Raw genomic sequence first — 21631 nt, forward strand, 5'->3', positions numbered from 1 at the left:
TGTTTGTTTTTTCAGCGTTTAACTATACTCATCATGACTATGAAGGTCATATAAAAATGAGGTGAACGATGAAACTGCAAAAATTGATGCTGTTAGGGGTGTTTATTTCAGGGACTAGTTACGCTGAAATTAACATTTCAGGCTTTGCAAGTATTAACGCTGGTAAAGTACTAAGTGGAAGTGGTGTGCCGCAATACGGTGTTGAGCCAACTTTTTTGGCTGACTACCCTAATGTGAGTGGCTATACAGAAGATTTATCTTTCTCGCCTGAGTCGTTAATTGGCATACAAGTGTCGGGGGACCTTGGTGAGGGCTTATCTGTCACAGGTCAAATTGTTGCACGAGGTGTAAACGATTTTGATGCTAATTTTGAGTGGGCATATATTTCGTATGAAATTAACGATAATTGGACGGTTCAAGCGGGTAAAAAACGTTTGCCTCTTTTTTATTACTCAGACTTTTTTGACGTAGGTTACGCATATGTGTGGATGCGGGCACCTGCCGACAATTATACATGGCAAGTATTTAACTATGAGGGCGTAAACCTTCTCTATTCTGGCTCGATTGGAGAGTGGGGAGTATCGGCTAATGTATATGCTGGTAAAGAAGATGATGACGACAACAAACTGCTATCAGACTTTTTCTTTCAAGAGCCTACCCGAGAAATTTGGGAAGATATGCTAGGTGGGGTACTTTCGTTAAGCCATGATTGGCTTGAAGTGAGAGTAACGCACATGCAATACACTAATAAACGGTTTCGTTCTGGTGAGCCTGTTTTATGGGATGGAAAAGATAGCCGTGATGGTAAATTTTATGGTTTAGCTGCCAATTTTGATTTTGGCGATTTTTTTGTACTAAGCGAACTTAACCGTTTAGACCTAGATGGAAACCTAGACACCTACATGATCAGTGCGGGATACCGGTTTGATGCAATTACACCTTATGTGATGTTTTCAGATTTTGAGCAAGAAGGTGAAGGTGACACTGAAAGCCATAATACCTTTGCGGTGGGGGTTCGTTGGGATTTTCATCCTTCAGCGGCACTCAAAATGCAGTACGATAGAGTCAAAGATGATTCATTCGATTTAGCGGTAGCGGGTGATAGTAAGGCAGTCACGCTTGGTGTTGATGTTGTATTTTAAGAGGAATTAAAAATGAAAAAATTAATGTTATGTGTACTGTTTTTGTTTAGCAACGTTGCCTTTGCTGATTTTGCTATTATTGTACATCCGTCAAACGAGAGTAGCTTTGATGAATCCGTTATTAGTCGAATCTATACAGGAAAAGAAAAGTCGTTTAGTAATGGCAATACGATCATTCCAATTTCACAAGATTCAAAAAACCCGACTACCGAGCAGTTTAATAGTAAGTTGCTTAATAAAAGCGCTTCACAGTTAAGAGCTTATTGGTCAAAGCTTATTTTTACGGGAAAAGGTACACCACCAAAAGAGCTAGAAAATGATGCTGAGGTGATCAAAATGGTTGCAGCTAACCCAAATACGATTGGGTTTGTTTCGGCATCTACCGTGTCTGATGATGTTAAAGTAGTATTAACCTTTTAATTTAACACTAAAACCAAACAATAAAGCGTGCTAAATAGCAGCACGCTTTATTTTACTGTATTTGTTCATCATTAAAATTAACTAGCGCGTTTAGCGTGCTCGTGTATCCTATCTTGTGTGTTTCTTTTATTTAAGCCACCATGCCACATACCGTTATTCCAAGTAAAACAATTGCATCTACGCCAGAGCCTATTACATGTGCCAATTGCCAAGCGTGTTGCTGTCAATTAGAAGTGCGTATAGTAACCGACACCGGTGTCCCTTTTAATTTTATTGAATACGACAAATGGGGCAGTGAAGTAATGAAACGCGCTGATGATGGCTGGTGCGAAGCACTCGATCGTAACACGCTAATGTGCTCTATTTACGAGAACCGCCCTTTGGTATGCCGCGAGTTTGAAATGGCATCGGGTGAGTGTATTACCGAACGTGAGTTAGCGGGAATATAGTTTTTACTATAAAAAAGGGGCTCATTGCCCCTTTAGTCTATCTGTGTTTTGTAGTTGCAATGTATTAATCGTACTTTGCTTCAAGCTCTTGTGATGTATGAAACTTTTCGTGACTTTGTAATTGCTCGTCGTATTTTACGAGATTTTTAAAGTGGCCTAGCTGACCAGCGTTTTTAACAATTTCAACAATAAACGACATCATAAAATCGGCACCGGTTAGAGTGTCGCCAACTAAATAACGTTTACCTTCTAGGCGGTAGTTAAAGTAGCTAATAACTTTAGCGGTTTCGGCATCAGCGTAACCTTCTAAAAACTGTGTTTTAGCGCCATCTTTAAGTACAAACATTTTAAGTAGTAGTGGTAAAATTGCAGAGCTTTCTGCAAAGTGAAGCCATTGCTGATAATCAACGTATTCAGCAGTACCTGCTTTTGGCGCAAATTTACCGTTACCGTATTTAGTAATTAAGTAATCGGTGATGGCGCCAGATTCAGTAACAATCAAACCATCGTCTTCAATAACAGGCGACTTACCTAATTGGTGCACTTTTTTTAGTTCGTCAGGCGCTAAAAAAGTTTCTGTATTGCGCTGGTAGGCAACAATTTCGTAATCAACATCTAGCTCTTCTAAAAGCCAGATAATACGTTTTGAACGTGATTTGTTTAAATGGTGTAGTTTTATCATGTCAGTCCTTGTTGGCGTTACTGCATAGGCAGTAACGCTTAGTAAAATTTAAAGAGGCTCGTTAATTTTAACCACGGTTTTGCCAAAGTTTTTACCACTAAGCATGTCGTTAAATGCGCTTATGGTGTTATCAATACCTTCTACCATGTGTTCGCGGTATTGTACTTTGCCATCGCGTAGCCATTTTTGCATGTCTTGTGCAAATTCGTCGTAGCGGTGGCCGTAGTCGTCAAAAATTATAAAGCCTTGCATTTTAATACGTTTAGTAAGCAATTGCCCCATAAGCATACCCATACGATCAGGCCCCTTAGGTAAGCTTGTTGCGTTATACTGCGATACTAAACCACATAGTGGTACACGTGCTGCGGTATTAAGTAGGGGTAATACGGCGTCGAATACTTTACCGCCCACATTTTCGTAATATACGTCTATGCCGTTATCACAGGCCTTTTCTAGTTGCTCTGCAAAATCATCGGCTTTGTGATCAATACAGGCATCAAAGCCTAGCTTTTCAACTGCATGGGCACATTTTTCGCTGCCACCAGCAACGCCAACTACTTTACAGCCTTTAATTTTAGCTATTTGACCAACGGTTGCACCCACTGGCCCTGTTGCTGCGGCGACTACAACGGTTTCGCCTTCTTTTGGCGCGCCAATGTCAAGTAAGCCCATGTAAGCCGTAAAGCCAGGCATACCCATAATGCCAAGCGCATAAGACGGGTTTGCAGGTTCTTTACCTAATTGCATTAAGCCTTCGCCATTGGTAATGGCGTAGTCTTGCCAACCAGTGTAGGCAAGCACCCATTCGCCTTCACTAAATTTATCGTTTTTAGACTCTTCTACTTGGCACACTGTAGCGCCAACCATTACATCGCCCACGTTTACCGGCTCAGCATACGACTTTGCATCGCTCATGCGGCCACGCATGTATGGATCAAGTGAAAGGTAAATAGTGCGCAGCAGCACCTCGCCATCTTTAAGCGCTGGTAAATCTACTGTTTTAAGTTCAAAGTTTTCTTCGGTCGGGACGCCATGTGGGCGTGATGCTAAAGTAAGTTGACGACTAGTTGTAGACATAAAATTTCCTTTTGGGTTAACCCACTTAACGAATGTGTATGCGTTTAATAACCTAATTGGCATAAACAATAATGCGCGCTAAGTAGTATAAATATGTACAAATTTGTACCTTATAACAGGAGTTTTGGGCGGGGGGCTGCTAATTCAAGCTTTGCAGAGTATTTATTCTAAACAATTTATTTTAGCTTGCTAAAAATATGGCTATTATAAAAAACGCCGTCTTTATAAATGGCGTGTTTGAGAACGGCTTCGGCTTCAAAACCGCATTTAGTCAATGCCTTTATAGAACCAGTATTGCCAGCAAATACAGCACCAAAAATACGGTTTAAATTTGAGCTTTTAAACGCGTTATCGCAAATTTTTGTAATAGCGTGTGTCATTATACCTTGCCCCCAAAAGTGACTATTGAGCCAATAGCCTATTTCACCACTGCGGCTATATTCAAATTCTCCTGGGGTGATACCTATACAACCTGCACATTGCCCATTAACAACTATGGCTTTAATTATGCCTTTTTTTGAGCCTTGACTTATCCACCAATCCGCATCAGCTTGCGTATAAGGAAATGGAATTTTAGACGATAAAAAGCGTGTCACCAGCCCATCGTTTAAGGTTTTAATAATGTGCGGGGCATCGTGCGGTTTAAAATCTCTTAGGGTGATCATTGTTTTAATTAAGTGTCTGTTGCATACGGGTCAAGTTAGCAAGCAATTAGAGATTGCACAATCACAAAGATTAACCGTTTACGCCTATAACTTTGTTTTAAAGTACTCTAATATAAGCAAAATATGATACCTGTTTAAGATACTTTTATGCACCCACACATAGCCGCCCTTTATAATAGTGCCCAAAAGCCAAGCCGTTTAATAATAGGTTTAATGAGTGGTACCTCGTTAGATGGGCTCGATGTCGCTTTATGTAAGGTAAGCGGTGCAGGCTTAAACACGCATATTGAAATACTAAATTTCACTACCGTTGACTATAACAACGAGTATAAAAGCAAAATAAAGCAGGTATTTGCAAAACGAGAGTGCGATTTAGAACTTGTAACCTTATTACACCCGTGGGTGGGTAAACTCCACGGTGATATGGTTAATGAATGCTTACATACTTGGCAGGTAAATCCTGCAAGCATTGATGTTATAGCCAGTCACGGGCAAACCATTTACCACTGCCCACAGTCACAACATACTCATAAAAGCTTTACTAATGGCACATTACAAATTGGCGATAGCGACCAAATAGCCGTTACTACCGGTATTACAACCATTGGCGATTTTAGGCAAAAGCACATAGCCGCAGGGGGCGAAGGCGCACCTCTTGCGGTTTATGGCGATTACTTATTTTTTGCAAACCCTAATGAAAATCGCATTTTATTAAACATGGGAGGCATTGCTAATTTAACGTTTTTACCTAAAAGCGGTGATGCAAATAGCGTATTTAGTAGCGACATTGGCCCAGGTAACACCATTATGGATGCCTACGTACAAAAATATTTTGAGGGGATGCACTTTGACGACGGTGCAAAAATAGCAAAAGCAGGTAAGGTGAATACACCTTTGCTAAATGCATTATGCACGGATGACTTTTTTAATTTAAGTATGCCTAAAACAACTGGGCCAGAAGTATTTAATTTAGCATATTTAAAAGCGGCTCAAGCACTCTCCAATACACAGGATTTAATTCATCAAGATGTAATGGCAACACTCAATGCATTTAGTGCTAATGTAATAAGTGCTGCAATAAAAGAGTGCGCTAAAAACAAGGGAAACTGTGTGGTATATGCCAGTGGCGGCGGAATACATAACCCGTTATTAATGGAACATCTTTTAACTCTTTGCCCAGAGGTTAAGGCATTTAAAAATACTCAAGTATTGGGAATCGATCCCGATGCAAAAGAAGCCGTATTGTTTGCCATTTTAGCAAACGAATGCCTAGCAGGTGAAAAACAACATTTTAAAGGCTGTTCACAAGGTATTGCGGGAGTAACGATGGGGAAAATAAGCTTTCCCGATTAAGCTTTCTCGATCAAACCGTTTTAAAATAACGATAAAAAGGTTGATCCTACCCCTGCAAAATATCGGCGCAACCCTTGTGGTTTTGATTGCTCGATATTGATGAGTGGCGCGTTATAGCCTCCCTCAAAGGCGTTAATATTCATATCAAACTGAAGGCTATTTTTTAAGGTGGCGTATTTTCCATGCAACATTAGCTGCATTACAAAACATTGGCTGTGGGTGATTTTGTTTAAAGTAAGGTTAACGTAACCACGCTCTAAATCAGCTTGCGTAATAATGTTTTCAGTAAAGTACTGAGCACCACGGGCACTTGGATGTGTTGCGCTAAGCGAAATAACATCGCCTTCATGTACCGCATCGGGTAAATCGCATTGCAGCGTGATTGCATGAAGCGCATTAGCTTGTACCGAAAGGTTTTCGTATTCCATGGTGTGGCTCATTGCCGCAGACATCGGGTCATCAAGTGATTGCAGTGCAAATGTTAATTGCACTAGAGGTGTGGTCATTTTACTTCGTCTTCTTACAACAGTATCAGTTTATCGAGTAGAAATTATCCACCATCAACATTACAGAATTATGACTATTGTACGAAATCGTATAATTATTGAGTAGTTTGATCAAAAGCGATCTTAACTAACCGGAGCTTCAGTTAAGTACTAAGGTCTGTTGAGCTTTCAAGGTTGAATTTACACCAGTCTGTTTGGTATTTAGGTAAGGCACAGCGAATTTAGTTTATTTTCCATAAATTGGCGATAACGTCGCTTTATTGCCAAACAGGCGCTGTTCAATGGGTCTCGTATGGGCTATTTACGCTTATTTGCCTTCATGGGTTTAGGTGGGGGCGTGAGCAGGACGCGGAAGTTTACTCGGTTTTTATTTATTATTACATGCATGTAAACCAGTAAAATAAATTAGGAGCCGTTATCAAGCACACTAGGTTACAAACCTCGAGCCGCTATTAAATAGCCCCTAGTTTGAACAAAATTTAATCCACAAAGATCAACAGACCCTAGTTTAAGATCGATTTATGTTTTTTATTGTTTAGGCAGAGTGAATATTTTCTTTAAATTTTAGCCAAGTTTATTGGAAATAAATTTGTACGATATGAACTCTTTATTCACTCAATACTAAACATTGGGTATAGTTGTTTAAACTCTTCTTTATAAAGTAACTTTATGTTAAAAAAATTAATTTTATTGTGTGCGTTAAGCTTACCACTGGCAGCATGTGCGGATGATGTTGCGCCATTTTCGGGTGAGATAAGTACACAAGCACTATTAAGCGACTACGATAAATTTAACGAACAATACAACGCATTTACGCCAACCGAACAAGATATTGCCTTAATGCAAAAGCTAGAAGGCAAGGAGCTAATTGTATTATTTGGTACTTGGTGCCACGACAGCCATCGCGAAGTGCCAAAGCTTATTAAGTTACTTGATGCATCGAAAGTACAACTTGCCAGTATTGACTTCGTGGCCGTGGGTTACAACAAACGCGATGATGCAGGAATAGCCGAGGCGTTCGACTTGCAATACACACCTACGTTTATTGTTAAACAAAATGGCAAAGAGTTAGTTCGCGTAATTGAAAAGCCAACGGGTACGTTAGCGCAAGATTTAACGCAGGGTTTGTGAGTAGAGCTAGTTATATTAAAATTTGTTGGTTTAGTTAATAGGTTTAAATTTCAATTTAGCCCTACAAACATAAACGTAATAGTTTCCCGATAACAATACTAACTAAGGTTTTGTTATGTTATAAACAACTAGATAAGTTGTAGTGTAGTGAATGGACGCAAATGAGTATTATTAAAGAATATATGTTTGATCTTCAGCAAGAAGAAATGGAACAATGGATTAAGGAGCACCTTGGAGATGAAGATGCTGATGAAGAGACTCCTGGCTGGGATGCACTAGTCCAAGAGTGGTCATATATGCAGGAAAGTCTTCAAGAAGATCACGAGTCTCTACAGTGGTACGCCTCTCATTCATATTCTGACTTACATAGGTCATTTCAGTTTCAAATACATAATCTTCGCGATCTTACATATTTGCAGGTAGCAATTTCTCATGAAGAGACATTCTACAAAATGACATATGCTCACGCAGTTACCTTAATGGAGTCATTTCTTGCAGATTCAGTACGTTCATTGATCTTATCTGACGATAAGTATTTTCAAAATGCTATCTGTAAAGTTGAAGATTTGAAAGATATTAAGTATTCACTACGAGATATCGCAAAACAGCAAGATGGGGCAAGAGGTTTCGCTATTAAAGAGTTATCAGGAGTTATGTATCACAATATTCCTAAAGTTAGAGAAATTCTTAAGTCAGTCTTAGGACAACCAATATTTATCGATATATCAGATGTTTGCAGAATTACAACACTTAGACACGACATTGTGCATAGGGACGGGAAGACTACGGACGGTACCTTTATAAAAGTAGATAAAGAAATTGCTTTAGAAGCTATAGCTGGTGTAGAGCTCTTTGTAGATAAATTAGCATCTGAAATTAGTAGGATAACAAATGCATAATAAGGCACTCCGAAGCTTCATAGGGTTTAGTACAAGTCAATTTAAAAGGGGCTAAAATGTCAAAAATGCAACTTAAAGATTTCATTCAAAAACACGGAAGAAAAACTTTTGCTATCTCTTCAACTCCTCAAAAATGGCCAACTGTAGAAAAAGATATGAATAACCGATATTTTCCCACTCCATATCAACTGCTTAGTGATTGGTGTGGAGCTTATTTAAAAAATGACTGGGCTATTAATCAAAGAAGCGAGGGGCTAGTTCTAGTTGTAAAAGGTATCGACGGCGAAAATAAAATACGTGAAATGCTAAAAGTTTCAGATAATGCAAAAATAACTGAAGCCGGATATACAACATATTCAACTACATATGGACAAGCAGAGTATAAAGGGTTAGCTGGCGATTTGGGCTACGTATTCTAAAGAGTACTTAGCAACGCAATTAAGCTCTAGCTTAGCTAGTCTATTGTTTACGGCGGTACGAATGCCGTTGATTCAAGCATACGCGACTTACAGCTCAGATCTAAATTCACTCATATAAACATTATTCACTAAACAGGCTTTTCTCGAATGCTTGCGCAGCATGCGAAGAGGGTCTGTCTTTATAATGCAGTTGGTATAGCGGCCGAGAGAGTTGCTCGTTATTTTTTTGACTCAGGCGTGTTAATTTACCTAACTTTACTAAATCTTCGGTGACTACGTTTGGCAATAAAGCGACCCCCATACCTTGCGCGACGGCCCTTGCAATGGCTTCGTTGCTGCCTAATTGCATACTTTTCTCTGCTTGTACGCCATGCTCTGCTAATAACTTAACCGACATTTCTAACGTGCCTGAGCCTGGTTCGCGCAGTAGCCAAAACTGCTCGTTTAACCATGTTTTTAAGTTTTTAGTGGGCTTAAAGTTACTCGGTATAACAACACTCATTAAATCGTTTTGCCAGTGCTTACTTATGATATGTGATTCGGTCGGGGTGCCCTCAACCAGTGCTAAATCGATAGTGCACTCTAGCAATGCGTGTTCAATTTGCGCGGTATTAGCCACTTGTACTTCTACTTTTATATGTGGGTATTGGGCGCAAAATTTAGCTAAATAAGGCGGTAGCCAATAACTGGCAATGGTGGTGCTGGTGCCAATAACGAGCGTGCCACGCTTAAGCCCTGAGCGCGATTTAATATCGTCAAGGGCGGCTTTTTCGATAGCAAAAATACTGCGGGCGTGATCATACAAGGCTTGGCCGCCTTCGCTTAAGGTGAGCTTTTTACCTTTAGATGCACGTTCAATAAGTTGAATATTTAACTGATGCTCTAGCTCTTTTAGCGCTTTAGAAACAGCGGGCTGGCTTATAAAAAGTGCTTCGGCTGCGCCTGAAAAGCTACCGAGCTTAGCCACCGTATAAAACACCCTAAGTGCATGTAAGTTCATTGTATAACCTTAAATTGCATAACTCTAAATTGTATAACTTTAAGTTATTGAATCATGATTTTAATATATTGGAGTTATATTTTGAGGTTTCTTACAATTAAGTCAACACATCAACATGGTTTAATTGAGGAAATAGGATGCTTAGCGCTATTAAAAATGGGGTTCAGCCTTTAGGTGCTAATACTAAGCAGTACAGTGATACGCGCTGGTGGTTAGGTATACTGCTGGTGGCTATTTTAGCGGGGGCATCTGTTGCATTAAGTAACTTACCCATAATGCAAAGTGCGCAATTTAGCTCACTCACTATTGGTATTGTGCTTGGCATTATTGTGGGCAACAGTGTGTTTTCGCGCATAGCTACGCGTACCGATGTAGGTGTTGATTACGCTAAAAGTATATTACTCAAAGCAGGCATTGTTTTATTTGGGTTTAGAGTTACTTTTTCGCAAGTAGCGGGCGTTGGTTGGCATGGCCTATTAACCGATGTGGTTATGCTGTTAGGTACATTTATTTTGGCAGTGCAGCTAGGTAAGCGTGTTTTTAAGCTTGATGAACATACAACCATACTAATTGGTGCGGGTAGTTCTATTTGTGGCGCCGCAGCGGTAATGGCAACCGAGTCAGTTATAAAAGCGCAGGCGCATAAGGTATCAGTAGCGGTGGCAACGGTGGTGGTGTTTGGCACGTTAAGTATGTTTGCCTACCCAATACTGTTTGAGTTTATAGGGCTGAGTGAACATGCGTACGGTATTTTTGTGGGGTCAACCATTCACGAAGTCGCGCAAGTGGTTGCAGCGGGCACAGCCGTAAGCGCCAATGCGGCCGACACCGCCGTGATTGAAAAAATGCTACGCGTAATGATGCTTGCACCATTTTTAGTGGGCTTATCGTTTTGGCAAAGTAAAAAGCACGTCAAGGTTAACAATAATGGCCATTGTGGTAAGCAAATTTCGGGAATTACGATTCCTTGGTTTGCAGTGTTATTTATAGTAGCAAGTGGCGTGCATTCGTTATCGGTTATTCCGCAAGATACTACAAACGCTATTATATGGTTTGACAATATATTACTTACCATTGCCATGGTGGCGCTGGGGCTTCGGACGCAAGTGGGGGCTATTCGCCAAGCAGGCATACAGCCCCTGTTGTTAGCAGGCTGTTTGTTTTTATTTTTAACCTTGGGTGGCTATGCCATTAATATAGGCATGGCGCAACTTTTCGGGGTTTTAAATCATTAACCTATACAGGCCAATCTACCTCGTTTAAGTGATCAAGCTGTGCAGCTGAATGTTGATTGCCTTGCCATTTGTTGGTGTAGGTACCGTTTGGATCAAACTGTGCAGTTTGCTTTTGTATATTAAAGTGGCGTCCGCCACGTGGGTCAACGCCAACTCCCGCTATGTACTGCCAATTTCCCCAGTTGGCTGCTACATCGTGATCAATTAGCTGCTGCTCAAAATAAGCTGCGCCGTAACGCCAATCAAGGCCAAGCTCGTTAACTAAGCAGCTTGCCACAATTTGCCTGGAGCGGTTTGTTATAAACCCGGTTGCATTGAGTTCTTTCATAATGGCATTAACTAACGGGTATGGGGTTGTGCCTTGGCACCAAGCAGCAAAACGGTTTGGCATAAACGTAGTGAGCGGCTTAGTTTGCTTTTGCCCTTTAAAACTAAACAAGCTGCTTTGTACGTTTAGTGCATGCCATTTAAAGTATTCACGCCATAGTAGTTCAAACTTAATCCAGTAGGTTGAATCGTTAGCGGTGTATGTTTGTTCGTATTGTTCAACAGCATTGTATACTTGTTTTGCGCTAATACACCCAAAAGCAAGCCATGGGCTAAATTTAGTGGTGTTGTCAAAGCCATCAAGCGCGTTACGAGTTATTTTGTAAGTGCTAGGTAATTCGCCTGAAAAGTATTGTTCACAGTGTTTTTGTGCGCTTGTTAGGCCACCATGCATTGAGGTGTTTATTGCTTTTGGCAACTCAATTGGGTTTTTAGCGCACAGCGTAATAGGTTTAGGCAGTAGCTCGGTTGTAATATGCGAGAGTGTAATTGGAACACTGGCTGCTTCAACCTTCTTTTTAAACGGGGTAAAACTTTTAGGTAAATCGTTTAAATTAAAAGGCAGTTCGTTTTGTTGGTACAAGGTATCCTGCAGGGTACTGGTAAATTGAACTTCAGGGCAATGAGCTTTTAATAAATTAATTTCGCGTTGTTCGTACACACCAAATTGCTCACTGTAAACCACTTCATCAATGTGTTGCTCTTTGATACGTTGTTTTAAAACGCTCACCGGTTCACCTTCTAGCACATGCAAGGTTTGCCCACGAGCAATTAATGCTTGCTGTAACTCATAAAGGCTTTGCATTAAAAAGGTGTACTTGTTTTCACCATACTGCTTTTGCTGATAATTTGTGTTTTTAAACCAGTTAGGGTTAATTACAAACACGGCGTCTAGCGCGCATTGTTGTTGTGCAAGTTTACTAAAAATGGGGTTGTCGTTTAGGCGTAAATCGTTTTGTAGCCAATATAAAATGCGTTTGCTCATACTTTTGCTCTGGTTTTTATGATGATCAAATCTACGAAGCAAAAGTAGTTGAGGATTAATTAATCGTGTTTAATCGACTAAATTTAAAAATGAGTGCAAGACTCTAAGTTAGAAAAAGGCGGTAAAGTTACCGCCTCTGATTTTATTGAAGTAGGGTTAAATTATCCTTTTTGCTCTGCTATCCAATCGTTTATAACGTCTTCAAGTACTGCCATAGGCAGAGAGCCTTGCCCAATAACGGTGTCGTGAAAGCTGCGTATATCAAATTGAGCGCCGAGTTCTTTTTCGGCTTTTGCACGCAGGTCGCGTATTTTTATTTCGCCCATTTTGTAAGAGAGCGCTTGGCCTGGCCATGAAATATAACGATCTATCTGATCTTCAACCGCGCTTTGTGGTAAAGCCGTGTGACTGGCTAAGTAGTCAATTGCTTTTTGACGGCTCCAACCAAACGCATGAATACCGGTATCAACCACTAAACGCACAGCACGCCACATTTCGTAACCTAAGCGGCCAAAGTCACTGTATGGGCTTTGGTAAAAGCCAGCTTCTTTACCTAAGCGCTCTGTGTATAGTGCCCAACCTTCACCAAAAGCAGAGTGGCTAAGTGTGCGTCTAAATTCAGGTACATCCAGCTCCATAGCAATGGCATTTTGTAAATGATGCCCTGGTATTGCTTCGTGTAGGCTTAGTGCTTCTAAATTATACAAAGGCTGTAGCTTAGGTGTTGAGGCTAAAAAATAAGTGCCGGGGGAACGGTTATCAGGCGGTGGCATATAAAACGCACCACGACTCGCTGAGCCTTTTATAGTAAAGGTGTTACGCGGTAAATGGCCAAAGTAAGTGGGGAGTTTGCCATACATTTTTTGCGTAATAAAAGCGGTTTTTTCAAGTAGGTCCTGCGCGTCTTTTGCGTAAAATTGCTCATCGGTCGCTAAAAATTCTAAAAAATCGCTGTATGTGCCATCAAAACCTACTTTATCGATAATGTTTTGCATTTGCGCTTTAATACGCGCGACTTCTTTAAGGCCTAGTTCATGTATTTGCTTTGGTGTGGCATTGGTTGTGGTGTAGTAATTAACTGCATATTTGTAATACTCAAGCCCGCCTTTAACGCTTGCAATACCCGGCTGCGTTCTACAGTTAGGCATGTAATCGTTTTCAAAAAAGTCGTAAAAATGCTGATAAGCAGGGATTACTTTTGAGCTGATTAAGGCCTTAGCTTTATTTTGGTATGTGGCTTTTTGCTCTGCTGTAAACGTGTTTGGTATACGTGTAAAGGGCTCGTAAAGGGCACTTTTTTCAGGTTGCTTAACAATATGCGCGCTAATGCTTTGGCTGTAATTTTCAAAGGTTTTGCAGTAATGAGTAAAGCCTGTTTTTATACCTTCTTTCATTAAATCAATATTTTGCTGATTAAAGCGAGGGTAGTCGGCAAGGCTGATTAAAAATGCGTTGTAATCGTCGGGTGTTAAAAATGCCATGTTAGCGGGCGCTTCTGCAAAGTAAGTATGCCAGCCACTTAAAAAATTAACCGGAAAATACTTATCTTGATAAAGGTAGCCTTGCTGCTCGGTTTCTCGCTCATATTTAAATAAGCGGTAGTTCATTAGCTGCTCGTTGTTGAGCGTTTTTGGGTCAATGCTGGCTAAGCTTTTTAGCACGCTGTTGTTATAAGCTTGGCGCTTTGCAATGGCTTGCTCGCTCCAATTTGGCAATGTACCGTTTGGCTTCCAGCCATCTGGGTCGGTACGAAAAAATATTTTCTCAGCTTTGGCGTTTTGCCAGTGGTTATCAATAATGGTTTTTAAATCAGTGTTAGTGTCGGCTAAGCTTGGTAGCGATGCAACCGCTAAGCATATAGCTAGAATACTTTTTTTAAACATAGTCATCCGTTATTGGCGAGTTAGTTATTATTTATCGCGCTTTTTTATTTTAATTTGTGCTCAATATAGTACCAAGTTAACTTAATTATTGCGCTTACTTTTATAACCTGTAACTCTTGGTTTTACTTTTTGATTGAACAAATTTCACTGCGTAACTGATTGGCGTACTAGTTTATTGTTTTATCAGCGTTTAGAATGACTAAAACTTATTATAAAAAATGATCGTCATGTTTAATAAAGTAATTACCTTAATTGATGAAGCAAACGACCAAGACCCTAATACTGAGCAGCACAATGGACAAAGCTTTCCTAAAGAAAGTTTATACGCCTTGCGCATGAGCGAAATGTTAACTCGTTTTAAACCAGATGCCGATGAACTCATGCAAATTGCAGTGCGTGCACAGCATATTAAGCGTTGGAAGTCGCCACGTAGTGATTTTGAAATGAACAAACAGGGCTATCATCAGTGGCGCAGTGCACTTTATATATTTCATGCTAGCAGCGTGGTTGCGCTCATGAAGCAAGCTGGTTACGGTGAAGCTGAGCAAAACCGAGTGTACGATGCGGTCGCTAAAAAAAATATTAAACGTAACCCAGACAGCCAATTAGTTGAAGATGTAGCAAGCCTTGTATTTATTGAGCATTACATGTTGGGGTTTGCTAATAGTAAGCCTGATTACGATGAGCAAAAATGGATAGGTATTATTCGCCGTACTTGGCAAAAAATGTCAGACGACGCGCATAAGTTTGTACTTGCAGGTAATATTACATTACCAGCGCCGCTTGTTGGGCTTATCCATAAAGCACTTGAGTAAAAGAACATAAATAAAAAGGAATTTTAAATGTATTGTCCTCGTAGTAATACGCCACTTGAGCCTTTACTTGTTGGCGGCATTACTGTTTTCACGTCAGCGCAAGGCGGCGTATTTTTTGATAACAGCCAAATTTTTAAATTTAGCTCTCCCGAGTTAAAGCATGGTCAGGTTTTACTTAAATATTTAAGTAATTATATTGAAGGTGAGGGCGATATATCATCGCGAGTAAATTGCCCTAAATGCCCAAGCATAGTGATGATGCGCCGGTATTTCTCACCGCTCAAAGTGGTTGAGATTGACGAATGCCCGGGTTGTGCAGGAATATGGCTTGATAGCGGCGAGCTTGCAAAAATACATGAAAACCACCTAACACCCAAAGAGCGAAAACTGTTAGCGCACGAAATGTCCACCAATCATGGGTTTATAACTATTAAACCGCCTGCTTCTAGGTTTATGCCAACTAATAAAAATAAAAGTGCGCACGAAACCGCGGTTGAGAACTTGGTGCGCTTAGCTTTACTTAGCTTGTAACTATTAATAACGTATTAAAACAAAAACGGCGTACTAAAAAGTACGCCGTTTCTATTGTAATAAACTATTTTACGAAAAATTTATTTATTACGGTTTTCTTTTGCAAAGGCACGTATTTTACGTTTTTGCGAAAGCGTTACTTTGTTAGTACGCCCTGCAAACGGGTTATCACCTTCTCTAAATTCGATTTTGATTGGGGTGCCCATAATTTTAAGTGCTTTACGGTAGTAGTTCATGAGGTAGCGTTTGTAGCTATCTGGTAAATCGTGAACTTGGTTACCGTGAATTACAATACGTGGCGGGTTATAACCACCGGCATGCGCATACTTAAGCTTAACACGACGACCACGAACAAGTGGCGGCTGGTGATCGGCTTGTGCCATGTCCATAATACGGCGAAGCATTGCGGTGCTAATACGCTTAGTAGCCGACTCGTACGCTTCATCCACCGACTCAAATAAATGACCAACACCTGTACCATGCAGTGCAGATATAAAGTGCAAGCGTGCAAAGTCAATAAAACCTAAACGACGGTCAAGCTCGGTTTTAATACGATCTTTAACGTAATCATCTAGACCATCCCATTTGTTCACGGCAATAACAAGCGAGCGGCCTGAATTAAGCGCAAACCCTAATAGGCTTAAGTCTTGATCAGATATTCCATCACGTGCATCTACAACCAGTAAAACAACATTACAATCTTCAATGGCCTGCAGAGTTTTAATCACTGAGAACTTTTCTACTACGTCGCTTACTTTTTTACGTTTACGAACACCTGCTGTATCGATTAACACATACTCTTTTTCGTTACGTGTCATAGGGATATAAATAGAGTCGCGTGTTGTACCAGGCATATCGTAAACAATCACACGTTCTTCACCAAGTATACGGTTTGTAAGTGTTGACTTACCAACGTTAGGTCGACCAATAATAGCAAGCTTTACTGGTTTATCTGCAAATGCTTGGTGGTCAGTATCGTCGCCTTCACCTTCTTCGTAAAGATCAATGAGCTCTTCATCATTATCGGCTACGTCTTCATCTTGTGCTGCGAGTTCGGCAATAACAGGCTGAAGTGTGTGCTCAAGTAAAAGCGTAATACCGCGGCCATGCGCTGCTGCAATGTGATGAATCTCACCCAGTGATAACTGGTAAAATTCAGCACAATTTGAGTCAGCATCAATACCGTCAGTTTTATTGGCAACAACAAAACATTTTTTGTCTTGCTTGCGAAGATGATTAGCAATAGCTTGGTCGGCAACGGTCATGCCTACGCGGGCATCAACTAAAAACAGTACGATGTCGGCTTCTTCAATTGCAAGTAGCGATTGGTCAGCCATTTCGATCTCGATGCCTTCTTCAGTGCCATCAATACCGCCCGTGTCTACCACGATAAATTCATAGCCATCGTAACTAGCTTGGCCATATTTTCTATCTCGTGTTAAACCTGGAAAATCGGCTACGAGTGCATCACGAGTACGTGTTAAACGGTTAAATAATGTGGATTTGCCCACATTGGGTCGCCCAACTAGAGCGATCACGGGAAGCATAAACTACCTCTTTAAAAAACAACAAAAGGCTTCGCAGAGCGAAGCCTTATAAAAACCATATGACTATTAGTAAGTTAGTTTGGTATTGTTACCGCACTTACTTCACCGTCACGGGTGTATAATATCAGTTTGTCGTCGGCAACAACAGGTTCAACAAAGAAGCCTGAGCTATCAAAGTCTTCACGCGCTACTAACTCGCCAGTTTCCTTGTTTAGCCAGTGTAGGTTACCATCTTGGTCGCCTAAGGCTAAATAGTTACCTGTAACAGCAGGACCTGTTAAGTACCAGCCACGAAGTGCGGGCTGGCTCCAACGTTCAATACCTGAATTTTTATCTAATGCATAAACAACGCCGTTGCTGTCTACTACATAAATACTTTGTGCATCCATCGAAATTTCGCGGTAGCTGCTGTATTCACGTTTCCAAACAACATTACCTGAGCGAATATCAACTGCTGCTAGGTTACCGTTGTATGCAATTGCATAGGCGTACGGGCCGCTAATGAGTGGCTGTGTGTCTACGTCAACCAGACGTTCAAACTCTGAAGCACCTTTTGCTGCTGCAATTTCTGCGCTCCAAGCTGAGTAACCACTTTCTGAAATTAAAACGCTTAATTTACCTGTTTCAAGGCCAACTAAAACACCACCGTTTGCAACAGTAGGTGCACTTTGCCCACGTAATGTAAGCGCTGGCACTTCTTGTTCAAAACTCCAACGCTCTTCACCTGTATCAGGGTGAAGTGCTAATAGTTTACCTGAACCCAAGTTCACAAATATAAGGCCGTCGCCGGCTGCTGCTTTTGAAAGTGACTCACCGGGTACGTTTTTACGCCATACTTCTTCGCCAGTTTCGCGATCAAGTGCCACTACAAAGCCGTGTTCAGAACCAATATACAGTTTACCATAAGCTTGTAATATACCGCCTGATAATTTTGCTGTACCGTTGTCGCTCCAAGGCCAAAATGAGGTGCCTTGACGTACGTCGGTTTCCCACTGTACATCGCCGTTAGTAAGCGACAATGCTTCTACTTGACCTTCGCGGTTTGCAACATAAACAGTGTCTTTGTATACAGCAGGAGTTAAGCGAGAAAAATAATGCTCTACGCCGCTACCTACAGACTCTTGCCAAACCACATCAGTTTCAAACTGATTGGCGATTTCGGGAAGGACTAGTTCGTCTTCTTCATCACTTGATGAACAACCCATTAGCGTTGCCATACATAGGGCAAGGGTTGCGGTCGTCAATTTTTTCATACCTAAAACCTTATGCCGCTGGGCTAGTTACTGCTAGGTCATCTAACTTAACTTGTAAAAGTGGGTTGCCTGTTAACCCACCTGCATCTACCGCAGCCTGATAGGCGGTGCGCGCTTGCTCTTTATTACCTTGCTGAGCATAAATATCGCCTTTAAGCTCTGCAACATTTGCATTAAACGCTTCAGGTAACGGTGCATTTAGTGTGTTTAATGCATCGTCAAAATTAGTTTGTGCAATTTGAATACGTGCTAAACGTGTAATAGCAATCGCTTTTAATTCTGCATTTTCAACGTTTGATACAATCCAGCTTAACTTTTCGCTAGCGACATCTAACTTTTGCGCTTCTACGGCGTCTTTAGCTGCTACAAACGCCGCAAGTGCTGCATAGTTTGTGTCTTTATTTTCACTGATAAAAGCATCAGCTGATGATAAAACATCATCGCTTTCTACTAATTTAGTGTAAGAATCTGACGCTTGCTCAGCGGTTGTAATTTGGTTTTGGTTGTAGGCTTTCCAACCGTATAAGCCACCTAAACCTACAATTACACCGAGTGCCAGTGAAAGACCGTTTTCACGGAAAAAGCGTTTAATGGCTTCTGCTTGTTCTTCTTCTGTTGAATGTATATCCATGATTACCTCTAATATCTGCTTAGCCGTTTATAAGCTCAGCTAGTAGCGCTTTAGCTTGTTCTAATTCTAATGTGACTTGTTCTTTACGCTCACGTAAATACTTTATGGTCACCACGCCTTGTTCTAATTCATCTTCACCAATAATTACGGCAACAAGTGCATCGCTTTTATCGGCACGTTTTAATTGTTTTTTAAAGTTTCCGCCACCCGTGTGAACCATCACACGAAGGCCAGCCACATCACGGCGTAGTTCAGACGCAATAATTGGGGCTTGAATACTTGCTTTGTCGCCCATTGCCGCTAAATATACATCAGCATTACGACGAATGTCACCAACACATTCAAGTGCTTGGAGTAACAACACTAAGCGCTCTAGGCCCATTGCAAAGCCAACTGCTGGGGTTGCCTTTCCACCAAGTTGCTCAACTAAGCCATCGTAGCGTCCGCCAGCACACACAGTACCTTGCGCGCCAAGGCTGTCGGTTACCCATTCAAATACTGTGCGGTTGTAATAGTCTAAACCGCGCACTAATTTTTCATTAACCGTGTATGAGACGCCAGCAGCGTCTAAACGTTCACATAAATTTTCAAAATGTTCTTTTGATTCAGCATCTAAATGCTCTGACAGTTTAGGTGCATCAACTAATATTGCCTGTACGTCTGGATTTTTGCTATCTAGCACACGTAATGGATTTGAATACATGCGGCGTTTTGAGTCTTCATCAAGCACGTCGGTATGTTGTTCAAGGTAGGCAACAAGCGCATCGCGGTATTGTGCACGAGCTTCATTAGAACCCAATGAGTTAAGCTCTAATCGCACATGCTCGGTAATGCCAAACGCTTCCCAAAGCTGTGCTGTTAGTAAAATAACTTCTGCATCAATGTCGGCTGTGGCAATGCCAAAGGTTTCTAGACCAAATTGGTGAAATTGACGGTAACGGCCTTTTTGCGGGCGCTCATGACGAAACATAGGGCCCATGTACCAAAGACGTTGCTCTTGGTTATACAATAAGCCGTTTTCGTTACCGGCACGAACACACACTGCGGTGCCTTCTGGGCGAAGAGTCAGTAAATCACCATTGCGATCGGCAAACGTGTACATTTCTTTTTCTACTATATCGGTCACTTCACCAATAGAGCGTTTAAATAGATCGGTTGATTCTACAATAGGAAAACGAATTTCTTGATAACCGAAGGAAGCTACTGTCTCGCGTAAAATGTTTTCTACTTTCTGCCAAACTTGCGTGTCGCCCGGCAGACAATCGTTCATACCGCGAACTGCCTGAATTTGTTTTGCCACTGATAAATCCTAAATACTGTTTATGTGTAATAAAAAAATGCTTACACAACAAGAATGCTAAAAATTGACCCAATATTATATACCCAAACGACCTCAAGATGCGAGCGTCGTTGGAATTAAAAGAAATTACCATTATTAAAAGTAATACTTTGATATAAAGCCCGATGAAGCGCTGAACTCTGTATTTTGTGAATGCTTGGGTAAATCTATTATAAAGGTCAACGCCAAACACGAGTGCTTGGCGGTTAATACGTTATTTATTCGACTATTTTTACATCGATAGGGGTTTGGCTTTGCTTTTTATCGATGAAATCGCGAACGTAGCCCTCTAGTTGCTCAACAATGTTGTTGTTATCTATACGTGCTTTTTGGCGTTCGCCATTAATGTATAAACCTGAGCGACGGTTTGCACCGGCAAGGCCAATATCACTAACAAGGGCTTCGCCTGGGCCGTTTACTACACAACCAATAACTGAAACAGAAACAGGCTCAATGATATCTTCAAGGCGTTCTTCTAATTGGTTCATGGTGCTCACTACATCAAACTCTTGGCGTGAGCAGCTTGGGCAGGCAATAAAGTTAATACCGCGTGAGCGTATACGCAGCGATTTTAAAATATCAAAGCCTACTTTGATCTCTTGTACCGGGTCGGCGGCGAGTGATACACGTAGCGTATCGCCTATGCCTTCGGCAAGTAGCATACCTAAACCAACGGCCGATTTAACCGAACCAGAGCGCATGCCGCCAGCTTCGGTGATCCCTAAATGCAGAGGTTGATCTATTTCCTTAGCAAGCAAACGATATGCGCCTACGGCTAAAAACACGTCTGACGCTTTTACCGAAATTTTAAACTGATCAAAATCAAGACGGCGTAATATATCTACATGGCGCATTGCTGATTCGAGTAATGCCTCTGGTGTTGGCTCGCCATATTTTTCTTGCAAGTCACGCTCTAACGAGCCACCGTTTACACCAATACGAATTGGAATGTTATTCTCGCGAGCTGAATCAACAACGGCTCTAATACGCTCTTCGCTGCCTATATTACCTGGGTTTATGCGCAAACAATCTACGCCATATTTTGCCACTTTTAAGGCTATGCGGTAATCAAAGTGAATATCGGCAACAAGGGGAATACTGACTTGCTCTTTTATACTTTTAAACGCTTCTGCTGCGTCCATAGTCGGTACTGATACACGAACTATATCGGCTCCTGCGTCTTGAATTGCTTGTATTTGTGCAACTGTTGCATCCACATCCATAGTGTCGGTGTTGGTCATCGATTGCACTGCAATAGGTGCGCCGTCGCCAATAGGCACATTGCCTACATTAATACGGGTGGATTTTCTGCGTTTGATAGGAGATTCTGAAAACATAGCGA

22 protein-coding genes are annotated in these 21631 nt (G+C 41.2%); 10 read left to right on the plus strand and 12 right to left on the minus strand.

What is annotated here, in order from left to right:
* Positions 1–68 precede the first annotated feature (68 nt).
* The 3 genes from KZZ04_RS10110 (at position 69) to KZZ04_RS10120 (ending at position 2011) form a co-directional block, all read left to right on the plus strand.
* Entirely contained in the window at positions 69–1142 is a 1074-nt protein-coding gene (locus KZZ04_RS10110) for a porin (RefSeq protein ID WP_138529376.1), read from the plus strand.
* Positions 1143–1154: 12 nt separating this feature from the next.
* Entirely contained in the window at positions 1155–1562 is a 408-nt protein-coding gene (locus tag KZZ04_RS10115; RefSeq protein WP_058404559.1) for a phosphate ABC transporter substrate-binding protein, read from the plus strand.
* Positions 1563–1702: 140 nt separating this feature from the next.
* The gene (locus KZZ04_RS10120) at positions 1703–2011 is read left to right on the plus strand and encodes a YkgJ family cysteine cluster protein (protein ID WP_058551455.1); all 309 of its coding nucleotides are present in this window, start codon (positions 1703–1705) and stop codon (positions 2009–2011) included.
* Positions 2012–2075: 64 nt separating this feature from the next.
* Here the strand turns inward: KZZ04_RS10120 and KZZ04_RS10125 are convergent, their stop codons facing one another.
* The 3 genes from KZZ04_RS10125 to KZZ04_RS10135 form a co-directional block, all read right to left on the minus strand.
* Complete coding sequence (locus KZZ04_RS10125) at positions 2076–2693, minus strand: glutathione S-transferase family protein (RefSeq protein WP_219422637.1); 618 nt, start codon at positions 2691–2693, stop codon at positions 2076–2078.
* A 48-nt stretch (positions 2694–2741) separates the two neighbouring features.
* Entirely contained in the window at positions 2742–3770 is a 1029-nt protein-coding gene (locus tag KZZ04_RS10130) for an NADP-dependent oxidoreductase (RefSeq protein WP_219422638.1), read from the minus strand.
* A 176-nt stretch (positions 3771–3946) separates the two neighbouring features.
* Entirely contained in the window at positions 3947–4435 is a 489-nt protein-coding gene (locus KZZ04_RS10135; protein WP_219422639.1) for a GNAT family N-acetyltransferase, read from the minus strand.
* Positions 4436–4582: 147 nt separating this feature from the next.
* On the opposite strand from KZZ04_RS10135, the gene KZZ04_RS10140 reads away from it, so the two are divergent.
* Positions 4583–5788 carry an anhydro-N-acetylmuramic acid kinase gene (locus KZZ04_RS10140; RefSeq protein ID WP_219422640.1) on the plus strand — a complete coding sequence of 402 codons (1206 nt, stop codon included), beginning with the start codon at positions 4583–4585 and terminating at the stop codon, positions 5786–5788.
* A gap of 20 nt (positions 5789–5808) precedes the next feature.
* Here KZZ04_RS10140 and KZZ04_RS10145 read toward each other — a convergent pair whose 3' ends face one another.
* The gene (locus KZZ04_RS10145) at positions 5809–6294 is read right to left on the minus strand and encodes a hypothetical protein (protein WP_058404565.1); all 486 of its coding nucleotides are present in this window, start codon (positions 6292–6294) and stop codon (positions 5809–5811) included.
* A 669-nt stretch (positions 6295–6963) separates the two neighbouring features.
* Here KZZ04_RS10145 and KZZ04_RS10150 point away from each other — a divergent pair.
* From KZZ04_RS10150 to KZZ04_RS10160, 3 genes are all read left to right on the plus strand, one after another.
* Complete coding sequence (locus KZZ04_RS10150) at positions 6964–7425, plus strand: thioredoxin family protein (protein ID WP_219422641.1); 462 nt, start codon at positions 6964–6966, stop codon at positions 7423–7425.
* A 161-nt stretch (positions 7426–7586) separates the two neighbouring features.
* Positions 7587–8324, plus strand: a complete 738-nt coding sequence (locus tag KZZ04_RS10155) for a hypothetical protein (RefSeq protein ID WP_219422642.1) — start codon at positions 7587–7589, stop codon at positions 8322–8324.
* Positions 8325–8380: 56 nt separating this feature from the next.
* A complete protein-coding gene (locus KZZ04_RS10160; protein WP_219422643.1) occupies positions 8381–8743 on the plus strand; it encodes a hypothetical protein in 363 nt (120 codons plus the stop codon).
* A gap of 121 nt (positions 8744–8864) precedes the next feature.
* Here KZZ04_RS10160 and KZZ04_RS10165 read toward each other — a convergent pair whose 3' ends face one another.
* Positions 8865–9743: a LysR family transcriptional regulator gene (locus KZZ04_RS10165; protein WP_219422644.1), complete on the minus strand. Its 879-nt coding sequence runs from the start codon at positions 9741–9743 to the stop codon at positions 8865–8867.
* Between the two features lie 137 nt (positions 9744–9880).
* Here KZZ04_RS10165 and KZZ04_RS10170 point away from each other — a divergent pair, with 137 nt between their 5' ends.
* Entirely contained in the window at positions 9881–10978 is a 1098-nt protein-coding gene (locus KZZ04_RS10170; RefSeq protein ID WP_219422645.1) for a YeiH family protein, read from the plus strand.
* 1 nt (position 10979) lies between these two features.
* Here the strand turns inward: KZZ04_RS10170 and KZZ04_RS10175 are convergent, their stop codons facing one another.
* Positions 10980–12290 carry a DASH family cryptochrome gene (locus tag KZZ04_RS10175; RefSeq protein ID WP_138529396.1) on the minus strand — a complete coding sequence of 437 codons (1311 nt, stop codon included), beginning with the start codon at positions 12288–12290 and terminating at the stop codon, positions 10980–10982.
* Between the two features lie 161 nt (positions 12291–12451).
* On the minus strand, positions 12452–14173 hold the full coding sequence (locus KZZ04_RS10180; RefSeq protein ID WP_219422646.1) for a DUF885 family protein: 1722 nt from the start codon (positions 14171–14173) through the stop codon (positions 12452–12454).
* A gap of 227 nt (positions 14174–14400) precedes the next feature.
* Here KZZ04_RS10180 and KZZ04_RS10185 point away from each other — a divergent pair, with 227 nt between their 5' ends.
* Together KZZ04_RS10185 and KZZ04_RS10190 are read left to right on the plus strand one after the other, a co-directional pair.
* Entirely contained in the window at positions 14401–14988 is a 588-nt protein-coding gene (locus tag KZZ04_RS10185; RefSeq protein WP_219422647.1) for a DUF4202 domain-containing protein, read from the plus strand.
* Positions 14989–15015: 27 nt separating this feature from the next.
* Positions 15016–15519 carry a zf-TFIIB domain-containing protein gene (locus KZZ04_RS10190; RefSeq protein ID WP_219422648.1) on the plus strand — a complete coding sequence of 168 codons (504 nt, stop codon included), beginning with the start codon at positions 15016–15018 and terminating at the stop codon, positions 15517–15519.
* An 80-nt stretch (positions 15520–15599) separates the two neighbouring features.
* Here KZZ04_RS10190 and der read toward each other — a convergent pair whose 3' ends face one another.
* The 5 genes from der to ispG form a co-directional block, all read right to left on the minus strand.
* A complete protein-coding gene (gene der / locus KZZ04_RS10195; protein ID WP_058551475.1) occupies positions 15600–17066 on the minus strand; it encodes a ribosome biogenesis GTPase Der in 1467 nt (488 codons plus the stop codon).
* 74 nt (positions 17067–17140) lie between these two features.
* Positions 17141–18319 (minus strand): outer membrane protein assembly factor BamB, encoded by a 1179-nt coding sequence (gene bamB, locus KZZ04_RS10200; RefSeq protein WP_219422649.1) that lies wholly within the window; start codon positions 18317–18319, stop codon positions 17141–17143.
* A 10-nt stretch (positions 18320–18329) separates the two neighbouring features.
* A complete protein-coding gene (locus tag KZZ04_RS10205) occupies positions 18330–18950 on the minus strand; it encodes a tetratricopeptide repeat protein (protein WP_219422650.1) in 621 nt (206 codons plus the stop codon).
* Positions 18951–18969: 19 nt separating this feature from the next.
* Complete coding sequence (gene hisS / locus KZZ04_RS10210; RefSeq protein ID WP_219422651.1) at positions 18970–20250, minus strand: histidine--tRNA ligase; 1281 nt, start codon at positions 20248–20250, stop codon at positions 18970–18972.
* 257 nt (positions 20251–20507) lie between these two features.
* Positions 20508–21626 carry a flavodoxin-dependent (E)-4-hydroxy-3-methylbut-2-enyl-diphosphate synthase gene (gene ispG, locus KZZ04_RS10215; protein ID WP_058551478.1) on the minus strand — a complete coding sequence of 373 codons (1119 nt, stop codon included), beginning with the start codon at positions 21624–21626 and terminating at the stop codon, positions 20508–20510.
* Positions 21627–21631 lie beyond the last annotated feature (5 nt).

This window comes from Pseudoalteromonas sp. CR1 (assembly GCF_019392235.1).
In the GTDB taxonomy this organism is placed as follows: Bacteria; Pseudomonadota; Gammaproteobacteria; order Enterobacterales; family Alteromonadaceae; genus Pseudoalteromonas.

What these genes read in the sequence shown, in the direction of transcription:
- KZZ04_RS10140 (WP_219422640.1), top strand. Translation starts at nt 4,583, where the DNA reads ATGCACCCACACATAGCCGCCCTTTATAATAGTGCCCAAAAGCCAAGC.
- KZZ04_RS10125 (WP_219422637.1), bottom strand. Translation starts at nt 2,693, where the DNA reads ATGATAAAACTACACCATTTAAACAAATCACGTTCAAAACGTATTATC.
- KZZ04_RS10185 (WP_219422647.1), top strand. Translation starts at nt 14,401, where the DNA reads ATGTTTAATAAAGTAATTACCTTAATTGATGAAGCAAACGACCAAGAC.
- der (WP_058551475.1), bottom strand. Translation starts at nt 17,066, where the DNA reads ATGCTTCCCGTGATCGCTCTAGTTGGGCGACCCAATGTGGGCAAATCC.
- bamB (WP_219422649.1), bottom strand. Translation starts at nt 18,319, where the DNA reads ATGAAAAAATTGACGACCGCAACCCTTGCCCTATGTATGGCAACGCTA.
- KZZ04_RS10115 (WP_058404559.1), top strand. Translation starts at nt 1,155, where the DNA reads ATGAAAAAATTAATGTTATGTGTACTGTTTTTGTTTAGCAACGTTGCC.
- KZZ04_RS10180 (WP_219422646.1), bottom strand. Translation starts at nt 14,173, where the DNA reads ATGTTTAAAAAAAGTATTCTAGCTATATGCTTAGCGGTTGCATCGCTA.
- KZZ04_RS10130 (WP_219422638.1), bottom strand. Translation starts at nt 3,770, where the DNA reads ATGTCTACAACTAGTCGTCAACTTACTTTAGCATCACGCCCACATGGC.
- KZZ04_RS10175 (WP_138529396.1), bottom strand. Translation starts at nt 12,290, where the DNA reads ATGAGCAAACGCATTTTATATTGGCTACAAAACGATTTACGCCTAAAC.
- KZZ04_RS10150 (WP_219422641.1), top strand. Translation starts at nt 6,964, where the DNA reads ATGTTAAAAAAATTAATTTTATTGTGTGCGTTAAGCTTACCACTGGCA.
- KZZ04_RS10205 (WP_219422650.1), bottom strand. Translation starts at nt 18,950, where the DNA reads ATGGATATACATTCAACAGAAGAAGAACAAGCAGAAGCCATTAAACGC.
- KZZ04_RS10145 (WP_058404565.1), bottom strand. Translation starts at nt 6,294, where the DNA reads ATGACCACACCTCTAGTGCAATTAACATTTGCACTGCAATCACTTGAT.
- KZZ04_RS10165 (WP_219422644.1), bottom strand. Translation starts at nt 9,743, where the DNA reads ATGAACTTACATGCACTTAGGGTGTTTTATACGGTGGCTAAGCTCGGT.
- KZZ04_RS10190 (WP_219422648.1), top strand. Translation starts at nt 15,016, where the DNA reads ATGTATTGTCCTCGTAGTAATACGCCACTTGAGCCTTTACTTGTTGGC.
- KZZ04_RS10155 (WP_219422642.1), top strand. Translation starts at nt 7,587, where the DNA reads ATGAGTATTATTAAAGAATATATGTTTGATCTTCAGCAAGAAGAAATG.
- KZZ04_RS10135 (WP_219422639.1), bottom strand. Translation starts at nt 4,435, where the DNA reads ATGATCACCCTAAGAGATTTTAAACCGCACGATGCCCCGCACATTATT.
- KZZ04_RS10120 (WP_058551455.1), top strand. Translation starts at nt 1,703, where the DNA reads ATGCCACATACCGTTATTCCAAGTAAAACAATTGCATCTACGCCAGAG.
- KZZ04_RS10170 (WP_219422645.1), top strand. Translation starts at nt 9,881, where the DNA reads ATGCTTAGCGCTATTAAAAATGGGGTTCAGCCTTTAGGTGCTAATACT.
- KZZ04_RS10110 (WP_138529376.1), top strand. Translation starts at nt 69, where the DNA reads ATGAAACTGCAAAAATTGATGCTGTTAGGGGTGTTTATTTCAGGGACT.
- KZZ04_RS10160 (WP_219422643.1), top strand. Translation starts at nt 8,381, where the DNA reads ATGTCAAAAATGCAACTTAAAGATTTCATTCAAAAACACGGAAGAAAA.
- ispG (WP_058551478.1), bottom strand. Translation starts at nt 21,626, where the DNA reads ATGTTTTCAGAATCTCCTATCAAACGCAGAAAATCCACCCGTATTAAT.